Raw genomic sequence first — 10198 nt, 5'->3', positions numbered from 1 at the left:
GATGGCGTACGGACGCCGTCACCGTGACGAAAGTGATCCCATGTCTGTCCCCACGACCCCGGCGCCGCTGATGCTGCCGGGCCAGGCAGCGGCGCCAGAAGGCCCCGCCGACCTGACGATGATGTACGTCCTGCATCACGCGTTCCGCCGCGACCTCGACGACTTCGTCGATGCCGCCGGGCGTCTGCCGATCGGCGACCGTGAGGCCTGGCGACGGCTCGCCGACCGGTGGGCCACGTTCGGTGTCCTGCTGCACGATCACCACACGAAGGAGGACAAGTACCTCTGGCCGCTCCTGATCGCCAAGGCCACCCGCGCCGATGACCACGCGGCTCTCGACGTGCTGGCCGAGATGGAGGCCGAGCACGCGAGCATCGATCCCTTGCTCGCCTCGGTCTCCGACACGTTGCAGCGGCTCGTCGAGGCCGACGACGAGGAGGCCCGCGCCGCGCTGGTCGTCGCCTTGGCGCGCACCCGCGAGAACCTCGGTGGACACCTGTCCCACGAGGAGCGCGATGCGATCGCGATCCTGCAGCGCCACGTCGGCGGTGCCGAGTGGGCCGAGCTGGAGGCCAAGAAGTTCCGCGGCGGCATGACGTTCGCCCAGGTGCGGGTGCTCGTGCCCTGGGCCTACAAGGGGCTCTCGGCCGAGGCCACCGCTCACGTCGACAAGACGGCGGGCCCGCCGTTCCGGCTGATCAACCGGCTGGGCCGCAAGAAGTTCCTGCGATCGGACTCGGCTGCCTTCGGTCTCGTGGCAGGAGGCCGGTCATGACCATCTCGACGACGTCTCGACGCGCGACGGCCTGGTTCGCGACGCTCGCACTCGCCGCCGGCCTCGCGGTCAGCGTGCCGGACGACCAGGCGCAGGCCGCGGCCGCCAACGGGTCGAGCTTCATGCAGGCGTGGGGCAACAACGACTTCGGTCAGACCCAGCTGCCGCTCGACCTGCGTACCGGCCTGAAGAACATCGTGAAGATCTCGCTCGGCAAGCATCATGGCGTTGCTGCCACGGCTGACAAGAAGCTCTATGCCTGGGGCAACAACGTCCACGGCGAAGGGTCGGTGCCCGGACTACCTGCAGAACCTCGGCACGATCGACGTCGCGGCCGGCAGCGGCTTCAACGTGGTGCTGGGAGACGACTTCAATGCGCGGGTGTGGGGCGACACCCCGTCGGGTCTCGACAGCGTCCCGGCTGCCGCAGTGGCGGCCGATCTGCTCGAGGTCGCGGCAGGTCACGACCATGCGCTCGCCAAGTCGTCGGCCGGCAAGGTCTTCGCCTGGGGAAGCAACTCCAAGGGGCAGACCCTGGTGCCGATCTCCCTGGCGACCACGACGGTGCAGGCCGTCGCCGCCGGCAACGGCTTCTCGATGGCGTTGACGTCGGGCGGCAAGGTCGTGGTCTGGGGCGACAACACCTACGGTCAGCGCAACATCCCCAGCGCGCTCGACGGCAAGAAGGTCGTTCAGATCGCCGCCGGCGCGCGTCACGCGCTGGCCCTCACGTCGGACAACGAGATCGTCGCGTGGGGCAGCAACGGCGAGGGCGCGCTCGACGTACCCGCACTTGCCCCCCGGGGAGCAAGTGGCTGCAGATCGCCGCCGGCGACGGCTTCTCGTCCGGCGTGGCCAAGGACTCCCCGACGGCGGGAGTGTGGGGATTCGGCGCGACCGGAATCCGCAAGCCTCCGGCGCCGTCGGGCTCGCATCCCGTGTCGATCGTGGCGGGTGGGGACTCGCTCGTCCAGGGCTTCAAACGCCACGGCGTCTCGGCCGCTCCGAGCGTCACCACGACCGGGGGAGTGTTCCGGGTCGGCACGCCGATCCAGGCCTCCCACGCGACCTTCGGTCCGGCTGATGCGACGACCAAGACCGGTGAGTGGTTGAAGGTCGTCGGCAACGTCGTCACGACGGTCGGAACCGGCATGACGTACACGCCGAAGGCGGACGATCTCGGCGCCAACCTCGCGTTCCGCACCAACGGATCGAGCGCTGCGTACGGCTCGGCCTACGCCGACACCCCGCAGGTCGAGGTCAAGGGGACGCTGTTCGCGTCCGTGACGAAGCCCGCCATCACCGGTGACGCCTTCGTCGGGTCGACGCTGAAGGGCTCGTTCGCCTCGACGCCCGAGGCCGACTCGTACCGCTACGACTGGTATGCCGACGGGGTCTACCGCAAGACCAGCGACACCCGGGGCGAATACGTCGTCCAGGAGGACGATCTGGGCAAGCGGATCACGTTGCTGGGATATGCCGACAAGACCGGTTTCGAACGGATCAACGCCGGATCCTCCGATCCGACCGCGATCGTCACGCGAGCACCGGGCTTCGACGTCCAGACACCGCCCGTCGTTCGCGGCGTCCCGCGGGTGGGTGTGCTGCTCGGGGTCACGGCGGCCGGGGTGGTTCCGCAGCCTGGGCGGACGACCTACCAGTGGTACCGCAATGGTCAGCCGATCCGCGGTGCGGCGGGTGCGACCTATCGGGCAGTGCCGTCGGATGCGGGCAGCTGATCGGCGTCATGGCGACGTTGACCGGCTCTGGGCGGTCGACGACGACCGTCGGATCGCAGACCGTGGTGATCGGCAAGGCCACGCCGTCTGTCGTGTGGAAGGCCAAGTCGGGGCGCCGGTCGGGGTCCAAGCGCAAGGTCACGTTCAGCATTGCCGTCACGGCACCCGGCGTCGCGCCGCTGTCAGGCAAGGTCACGATCCGTGACGGCAGGAAGGTCGTGAAGACGCTGACGCTCGTCAAGGGCAAGCGGAGCTACACCGCCAAGCTAAGCGCGGTCGTCACACGGTCTCGGTCACGTACGCCGGGACGACGGGGGTGGCCGGCAAGGCGTCCGTGAAGAAGCTGCGCGTCAAGTAGATCGAGGGCCCCTACCCCGGCGCGGTGGCTCAGCAACCTCATTCGGTCAGGTGAGGTTGCTGAGACACCGCCCCGGCGGGATGAGATGACCTCGTGGGTGTCAGGCGCAGACGCGGGCGACGAAGTCGCGCAAGCGCTCGACGAGCTCTGGCACCCGCTCGTCGGGCGCCCGGTCACGGAGACCTGGTGCCCCTTGAGGGGCACTCGGGCTCGTAGGGAGCAGTCGAAGTCGAGGCACATGCAGAGTCCGACCGAGTCGCCGGAGCGCCCGCGGGCACCGGCCCTCGGTGCCACGAGGAGTGCCACGCCGGCCGACGAGTCGGCCGTCTGGCACAGATCGCACATCGTCTTGCGGGTGCGGCCACCCGGCGAGCTGGGCAGGCGCAAGCTCGATCGTCACGAGCCGTCGACGAGGTCTGGGCCGACCGCGAGATAGGCGCGTCGCGGTGCCTTCGGATCGACCCAGCCGAGGAAGTCGCGGTCGTCTGCGCGCGGCGGCGGCCACGTGGCCGGCATCGTCATCGAGGCAACCTTGCTGCGCGACGCGTTGATGAAGGCGCGTCGGAGCTCTGCCTGGTCGGGGACGTGCATCGTGTCTCCTCGTCGTGTCTTGCCGATTCACCGGCCAGGCGGATGGGCCGGTGAATCCACCGCTTCAGCGGTAGTTGGTGAACTGGACCGCGAAGTCGAGGTCGGCACCCTTGAGCAGGGCGATGACCTCCTGCAGGTCGTCGCGCTTCTTGCTGGTGCAGCGCAGCTCGTCGCCCTGGATCTGCACCTTGACGCCCTTGGGGCCCTCGTCGCGGATCAGCTTGGAGACCTTCTTGGCCTGCTCCTGGCTGATGCCCTCGGTGAACGTCGAGGTGATCTTGACGTCCTTGCCCGACTGGCGCGGCTCACCCTCTTCGAGGCACTTGAGCGAGATGCCGCGCTTGATGAGCTTGTCCTTGAACACGTCGAGGACGGCCAGAGCGCGCTCGTCGGCGTTCGCGGAGATCTCGACGCCCCACTCACCACTCCACTTGATCTCGGCTCCGGTGCCCTTGAAGTCGTACCGGGTCTGGATCTCCTTGACCGCCTGGTTGAGCGCGTTGTCGGCCTCCTGGCGATCGATCTTGCTCACGATGTCGAAGGAAGAATCGGCCATTTTCGGTGCTCCTGGTGCGCTTCAGTGGATCTGGTTTCTCATAGCCTAATCGGCTGCGATAGAGTTTCTTCTCGTTGCCCGGCAACGACCCGGCAGGTTGCCCGAGTGGCCAAAGGGATCTGACTGTAAATCAGACGGCTCAGCCTACAGAGGTTCGAACCCTCTACCTGCCACAGCAAGACAATCAGGCCCTGACCAGCGCAAATGCGTCGGTCAGGGCCTGATGCGTTGTCTGGCGGAAGGCGGCTATATCCGGTTGTCCACGGAAGTCTGGGCTATTTGTCGGCTAGTTCTAGGCGGCTGCACGAATCTTGGGTGTCTCACGGGTGGTTGTCGAAGAGATCCTGAATGCGCTGAAGCGCGACTTCCTCTTGCCCGTCCAGACATTTGGCGTAGGTCGACAGAAGGACAGCAACGCTGTGTCCTGCCCATTTAGCGACCTGCACGGGCGCTACCCCGGCGTTGAGCCAGGTAGAGAACGGGATGAGACTCGCCGTGGGAAAGGGCGGACTGAGAAGACGGCGGTGCTTCGGCAACGGAGCCGTGACATGTGCTGGCGTAGCCCCCGCGGCTGATCACAAGCACGCTCCTTGTTCGGGTCGTCTCGCCAATCCTCCCTGAGGACCGTGTTGGTCGGGTCGGAACCGCGATGCTCGCCACCTATGTGAACCAGGCTAGGGATGGACGAGCTGGTTGGTGATGCACGCCGCCTCTGGGTTGTTAGCTGAATGCCCTCTTGAGCATCGGTCGATCCACCTTGTTGGTCGCTGTCCTCGGAATGGCGTCCACGATCTCGATCCGGCGTGGGCGCTGCAGTCCGCGCAGGTTGGGCTGCGACTCGCAGTACGCCGCAATGTCCTCCGCAGTCACGCCGGGGTTCCGCGGCACGATGATGGCGGTGACCTGGTTCGACAGGCGCTCGTGTGGCGTCCCGATCACTGCTACCTCCAGGACCAATGGGCAGGCAGCCAGATGTCCTTCGACCATCTGCGGGAAGACGTTCTCGCCTCCGCTGATGATCAAGTCATCGGTCCGATCGACGTAGTACATGTAGCCGTCTTCAGCTTCTCGAACGAGATCGCTGGTGCGAAACCAGCCGTCGATGAACTTGTCGGCAGTCGTCTCCTCCAACCGCCAGTAGCCAGGTGTCACAGCATCCCCACGGACCCAGAGCTCGCCCACCTCACCGACGGCCACGTCGGTGTGTGGTGCGACAGGAGCCACGATGCGCGTCTGGACGATCTGCGACAGAGGTTTGCCGAGAGAGCCGCCACGCCGAGCCTCATGAGGGGGCTCGGTGATCGAGACGCCGCTCTGCTCGGTCTGGCCGTATATGTTCACCGCGACGATGTTGGTCAGGCGCGTCAGCGCATCCAGTCGATGCTGCGGAGTGCGGATCCGCCGATGGCGCAGATGCGGATGGAGTCGAGCGGACGCGGGGTTCCGTCCAGCTCGTTGATGATGTCGATCATCATGGCTGGCACCAAGGCTGTGAACGTGGGTCGAAGACGGACTGCATCGTCGAGGTACTCGCGTACGGACCACCGCCGTAGGGTGACCTGCCCGCCGGCGAGCAGCGTGGGCAGGGAGATGAGCTGAAGGCCACCGACGTGGAACAGTGGGGTGCACACCAGGGCGTGGTCGAGATCAGTCAGGGACCAGATGTCGATCGCGGCTTCGGCTACCGCCGTGGAGTTGCGATGTGTCTGCCGGACGCCCTTCGGATGGCCAGTCGATCCGCTGGTATACATGAGGATTGCGTCATCGGTGTCAAGACGTGGGGTCGTGTCGTCGTCGCTGACGCACTGCATGACCTCGGCCCACGTCGCGGCCGTGCCGTCGGCCGGTTCTAACGACACGAGGCGATCCGCAGCAGGCAGACCAGCGAGTGCTTCCTTCAGACGGGGCACATCGGCGGCCGTCGTGATGATCCATTGCACGCCCGCGTCCTCGGTCGTGTGACGAAGTGCTGAGGGGTGAAACAGGTAGTTGTAGGGGACCAGGGTTCCGCCCGCCTGCCAGATCCCCCAACGTGGCGATGAGCCATTCCGGCTGGTTGCGCATCACGATTCCGACACGCGCGCCGGGCTCGAGGCCTTGTTGCCGCAGCCAGGTACTCATTCGTCCCGCTCGGTCCAACAGGTCGGCGTACGTCAGCTCGACGTGGCCGTGGCGGACGGCGACCCGCTCCGGGGCGTGCAGGCCGACGCGGCGGAGAGAGGTAGCGATGTTCACGGTGCGGAATCCTCCATCGATGCGGTGTTCTCTCACGGTAGGCGCGGTTGGCTGTCTCGAGATGTCTCTGATTGGGACAGCGCAGGCACGTAAGTGATGAGCGTACCTGCCAGCGCACTCTTGACACCGTGTCAGTAGTGACGGACGATGGGACCACGTCGGGCGATTGGGAGGGTGAGATGACTGTTGTAGGCGACTTGTTGCTGAACGACGTCGAGCGAGGAACGAGTCAGTCGACGTCCCTCGTTGCCGAGTCGTGGCGACGATGCGCAGCTGGACAAGATCGACCCGGTCACGGCGGCTCCTCAGCAGGGGCCGGTGCCCGAGGAGCGACACCTCCGGGGTGTCATCGAGGGCTTGGCCACCGAACGCGAGGCCGATCTTGTGCATGCTCGCGCCGCCTTGATGGTGACGGATGCGGACGGAATCGTTCTCGGCGTCTGGAGCGGCGATGCAGATGTGTCCGATGCCGTTGCTCGCGCGGGCATCCGCGTGGGCGCGTGCGTGGCCGAGAGGCTGGTCGGGACCAGCAGCGTGTCGACACTCGTGTCCCGTGAGCCGATGTTCGTTGAGGGTCCTGAGCACTTTGCGCGGTCTTGGCAGCACCTCGTATCGGCAGGTACCTGTCTCACGCATCCCGTCACGCGCCGGGTCGTGGGAAGTCTCCACCTGATCACAGATGCCGATGACGCCAGTCCGTTCGCCTTGTCCTGGGTGTCCGAGCTCGGTCGGGAGACCAATAGACGGGCGGGTCATTTCGCGTCGCAGGTCGAGCGCGTGCTCATGGAGGCATATCTCAGCGAGAACCGCGACAGTCGTCACGCAGTGGTGGCCATCAACCAGCAGAACATCGTGACCAACGCGGCGGCGGCCCGTCTGGTCGGCGTGGAAGAGCAGACGGTGCTGTGGGAGCACGCGTCACGCGTGGTTGCCGGTGAGCAGGTAGAAGCAGGCTTGCTCCAGGTAGGCCGTGGTCTCACACTGCGTGTACGGAGCCGGCCGGTCATGCACGGGAACGAGGTGGTCGGCGTCATCATGAGGCTCAAGCGGCTTGCCGGTCCCCGCCACATGTCCAATGAGTCGAGCAGTCTGGCTCTTCCGGGTCTGGCCGGCTCAGGATCGAAGTGGCAGAGCATGTGCAGGCAGGCGCTCGGCGCGGGGTCGGCCCCGCTGGCTCTTGTGGGAGAACGAGGGACGGGTCGCGCCTCAGTCGCCAGGGCACTCTCGATGGGCGACACGCTCGCGGAGCTGGACGCCCTGACCGCCTCGAAACATCCGGCGCGATGGTCGCGAGAACTGAGTGAGGCGATCGACACTGCACCCTCGGCGTTGCTGATCCGGCACGTCGACGAGCTGCCTGAGGTGGTCCTTGCTGAGGTGACGGGCGTCATCGAGTCGCTGCCTGCGGGCACGCGCCTGCTCGTCACCTCTGCCACCTGGCCAGGCCGTGGGGGACCGGTGGACGTCATACTCGGCCGCTTCGTGGCCGTCGTGAACGTCCCGCCGGTCAGGGACCGACTCGAAGACCTTCCTGATCTGGTCAAGGAGCTAACCCGCAGATTCGTCCGGGAGCATCCACACCTCGACGGGGTCGAGTGGATGTCCGACGCTCTGCAGGCGCTGGCACGCATGGACTGGACGGGAAACGTCGCCTCCCTTGCGTCGGTGGTCGACGTGACCCTCGCAGGATCGAGCACGGGCTACGTCGGAGCCCGCGATCTGCCGCCCGAGGTCATGGTGAGGGCCACTGGCCGACGCCTGACCGGCCTCGAACGGATCGAGGCTGGAGCCATCCTGCAGGCCCTGCGCGAAGCGGGAGGCAACAAATTCCATGCCGCCGAGGCGTTGGGGATCGCCCCGCTCGACGCTGTACCGCAAGATGCGTGCGCTCGGTATCGATCTGGCGGTTCAGGCCTACTGACCCCGATCCGCCAGGGCTGCGCTGGCAGGACCCGGTCAGCTGCGGGGTAGGCCAAGCACTCGCTCGGAGATGTAGCTGAGCACTGACTCGTTGTTGATGGGAGCGATCTGCAAGATGCGGATCATCGGCCAGAGTGTCGCGACATCCGTCTCGTAGACGAAGGCCGAGCCGCCGTGGGTCTGGATGGCAGCGTCGACGGCCGCCAGTGCGGCACGGCTGCCCAGGAAGCTTGGCCATGTTGGCCTGGGCGGCGGCATCTTGCCCCCAGTCGTAGCCAGCGGCCGCGGCATACATGACATGACGCGCCGCCTCCATCTCGGCCTTGGCCAACGCCAGCGGGTGCTGCACGGCCTGATTGGCACCAATGGGCTTGCCGAACGGTGCACGGATCTTCGCGTACTCGACGGCCTTCTCCAACGCATAATTGCCTAGGCCGAGGGCCCAAGCAGCGATGATGATGCGCTCTTGATTCAGGCACGACAGGAGGTAGTCGAACCCCATCCCTTCCGTGCCGATCAATGCCTCGTCCGGAACTTCGACGTCGTCGAAGAAGATCTCGTACTGGTTCTCAGGGGCGTACCACTCGATGTCGAGCCGGTTCAGCTGAATACCGGGTGAGGACAGGTCGACCATGAAGAGCCCGAACCCGCTCGTGCGGGTCAGCGCCGTCCCGGCCGGGGTCGTTCGGGCAAGTAGAAGGATGTGGTCGGCCTGGTCCGCGCCGGAAATGTAGACCTTCTGCCCGTTGATGCGGTACCCGTTCTCGGTCTTGCGTGCTGAGGTCCGTAGTGCGAAGGAATTGGTACCGGCCTCCGGTTCGGTGACGCCGAAGCAGATCTTGCGTTCACCGCTGATGGTCGGCACGACGTGCTTCTTGATCTGCTCCGGTGATCCGTATCGGAGAATCGCTTCGCGTGAGAACGAGGTCAGCGAGTACAGCAGCGGAGGGATCCCGGCGCGTGCGAGGGCCTCCATGACAGCGGTGTTCCCACTCAGCCCGCCGCCGGCGCCGCCCAGGGACTCCGGCACTCCAATGGCCAGCAGGTCAGCTTCGACCAAGGCGTCCCGACAGCCGGTCGCAGCACCTTGCTCCCTCGCTCGCTGCAAGAACGTGGATCGAGGGAAGGCCGCGGCCACGCCGTCGACCGCCTGAAAGACTGACTCGACGAGGTCGAGGCTCGGACCGTGGACGGTGGGTGGCAGATCGATGCTCATGTTTCTCCTGGATCTAGCGGTTCTCGTAGCGGGGGGTGCGCTTCGCCATGAAGGCGGCAGGGCCCTCACGAGCGTCGCGGGTGGCAAGAACTCGGGCGTTCAGCCGTTCTCGAGCACGAACCGGGGGGTTGTCCCAGGCGCGGACGGCGATCTCCTTGGCAGTCCGGACAGCGATGGGAGCGTTGCGACTGATCGTCTCGGCGATGGCCATGGCCCGGGGGAGCACCTCGTCAGTCGGCACGACCTCACCGACCAGACCCATGCCGAAGGCACGGGCGGCATCGACGGCCTCGCCGGTGAGCAGCAGCTGCATGGCCGCCGTCCAAGGCACCTGCTGGGTGATCCGCACGTGCGAACCGGCGCCAGGAACGATGCCCCAACGCACCTCAGGTAGTCCGAAGGTCGCCGTCTCAGAAGCCACCCGGATATCGGTGCCGAGAAGGATCTCGAGCCCACCGGCCAGGCAGATGCCGTTCACTGCGGCGACGATCGGCGTGTAGACGTCGCTGAAGAAGCGCTTCGCCGGGTCGGGGATCAGGACGTCGAGCTCGCCGGCGGTGAGTCGAGGGATGAGCCCCCCGAGGTCGCCACCCGCTGAGAAGGCCCGGTCTCCGGCCCCGGTCAACACCAAGCAGCGGACGTCGTCGTCCTGATCGGCAGTGTCGACAGCTTCGGCGAGCTGCCGCAGCATGTCGACCGTCAAGGCGTTGTGGGCCTGCGGGCGATCAAGTGTCACCAAGGCGATCGGGCCGCGGCGCTCGAGGCTCACACTCCCGCGGGACGTTGGGGCAGCGTCGCTCATCGCACA

9 protein-coding genes, 1 tRNA gene and 4 pseudogenes are annotated in these 10198 nt (G+C 66.3%); 6 read left to right on the top strand and 8 right to left on the bottom strand.

The window, feature by feature from the left end; genetic code table 11:
• The first annotated feature begins 40 nt into the window (after positions 1-40).
• The 4 genes and pseudogenes from ACHMWU_RS07925 to ACHMWU_RS07910 all read left to right on the top strand — a co-directional run bounded on the left by ACHMWU_RS07925 (position 41) and on the right by ACHMWU_RS07910 (position 2852).
• The gene (locus ACHMWU_RS07925) at positions 41-775 is read left to right on the top strand and encodes a hemerythrin domain-containing protein (RefSeq protein WP_396042576.1); all 735 of its coding nucleotides are present in this window, start codon (positions 41-43) and stop codon (positions 773-775) included.
• Positions 772-1044, top strand: a pseudogene (locus ACHMWU_RS07920) (hypothetical protein); the annotation flags it as partial. The gene ACHMWU_RS07925 and the pseudogene ACHMWU_RS07920, both read left to right, overlap by 4 nt.
• Positions 998-1888, top strand: coding sequence for a hypothetical protein (locus ACHMWU_RS07915; RefSeq protein WP_396043027.1), 891 nt, complete (start codon positions 998-1000; stop codon positions 1886-1888). The pseudogene ACHMWU_RS07920 and the gene ACHMWU_RS07915, both read left to right, overlap by 47 nt.
• 634 nt (positions 1889-2522) lie before the next feature.
• Positions 2523-2852 carry a hypothetical protein gene (locus ACHMWU_RS07910; protein ID WP_396042574.1) on the top strand — a complete coding sequence of 110 codons (330 nt, stop codon included), beginning with the start codon at positions 2523-2525 and terminating at the stop codon, positions 2850-2852.
• On the opposite strand, the pseudogene ACHMWU_RS07905 reads toward ACHMWU_RS07910, so the two are convergent.
• Both ACHMWU_RS07905 and ACHMWU_RS07900 read right to left on the bottom strand, forming a co-directional pair.
• Positions 2768-3463, bottom strand: a pseudogene (locus ACHMWU_RS07905) (FBP domain-containing protein). The gene ACHMWU_RS07910 and the pseudogene ACHMWU_RS07905 overlap by 85 nt on opposite strands.
• Positions 3464-3527: 64 nt before the next feature.
• Positions 3528-4019 (bottom strand): YajQ family cyclic di-GMP-binding protein, encoded by a 492-nt coding sequence (locus ACHMWU_RS07900; RefSeq protein ID WP_396042572.1) that lies wholly within the window; start codon positions 4017-4019, stop codon positions 3528-3530.
• A 91-nt stretch (positions 4020-4110) separates the two neighbouring features.
• Here ACHMWU_RS07900 and ACHMWU_RS07895 point away from each other — a divergent pair.
• Positions 4111-4192 (top strand) — tRNA-Tyr (locus tag ACHMWU_RS07895).
• A gap of 547 nt (positions 4193-4739) precedes the next feature.
• Here the strand turns inward: ACHMWU_RS07895 and ACHMWU_RS07890 are convergent.
• From ACHMWU_RS07890 to ACHMWU_RS07880, 3 genes and pseudogenes are all read right to left on the bottom strand, one after another.
• The gene (locus ACHMWU_RS07890) at positions 4740-5360 is read right to left on the bottom strand and encodes a class I adenylate-forming enzyme family protein (protein ID WP_396042570.1); all 621 of its coding nucleotides are present in this window, start codon (positions 5358-5360) and stop codon (positions 4740-4742) included.
• A gap of 23 nt (positions 5361-5383) precedes the next feature.
• Positions 5384-6043 carry an AMP-binding protein gene (locus ACHMWU_RS07885; protein ID WP_396043025.1) on the bottom strand — a complete coding sequence of 220 codons (660 nt, stop codon included), beginning with the start codon at positions 6041-6043 and terminating at the stop codon, positions 5384-5386.
• Between the two features lie 16 nt (positions 6044-6059).
• Positions 6060-6254, bottom strand: a pseudogene (locus tag ACHMWU_RS07880) (AMP-binding protein); the annotation flags it as partial.
• Positions 6255-6500: 246 nt separating this feature from the next.
• On the opposite strand from ACHMWU_RS07880, the gene ACHMWU_RS07875 reads away from it, so the two are divergent.
• Complete coding sequence (locus ACHMWU_RS07875) at positions 6501-8225, top strand: helix-turn-helix domain-containing protein (protein WP_396042568.1); 1725 nt, start codon at positions 6501-6503, stop codon at positions 8223-8225.
• Here the strand turns inward: ACHMWU_RS07875 and ACHMWU_RS07870 are convergent.
• The 3 genes and pseudogenes from ACHMWU_RS07870 to ACHMWU_RS07860 all read right to left on the bottom strand — a co-directional run bounded on the left by ACHMWU_RS07870 (position 8211) and on the right by ACHMWU_RS07860 (position 10192).
• Positions 8211-8465 carry a hypothetical protein gene (locus ACHMWU_RS07870; RefSeq protein ID WP_396043080.1) on the bottom strand — a complete coding sequence of 85 codons (255 nt, stop codon included), beginning with the start codon at positions 8463-8465 and terminating at the stop codon, positions 8211-8213. The two genes, ACHMWU_RS07875 and ACHMWU_RS07870, sit on opposite strands and share 15 nt — an antisense overlap.
• A pseudogene (locus ACHMWU_RS07865) lies at positions 8461-9390 on the bottom strand (acyl-CoA dehydrogenase family protein); the annotation flags it as partial. The gene ACHMWU_RS07870 and the pseudogene ACHMWU_RS07865, both read right to left, overlap by 5 nt.
• A gap of 13 nt (positions 9391-9403) precedes the next feature.
• Complete coding sequence (locus ACHMWU_RS07860; protein ID WP_396042566.1) at positions 9404-10192, bottom strand: enoyl-CoA hydratase/isomerase family protein; 789 nt, start codon at positions 10190-10192, stop codon at positions 9404-9406.
• Positions 10193-10198 lie beyond the last annotated feature (6 nt).

Origin of the sequence: Aeromicrobium sp. UC242_57 (assembly GCF_044452305.1) — a bacterium.
GTDB lineage: Bacteria > Actinomycetota > Actinomycetes > Propionibacteriales > Nocardioidaceae > Aeromicrobium.
Note: the sequence above shows the minus strand (reverse complement) of the source record. Positions and strands in the feature narration are given on the sequence as shown.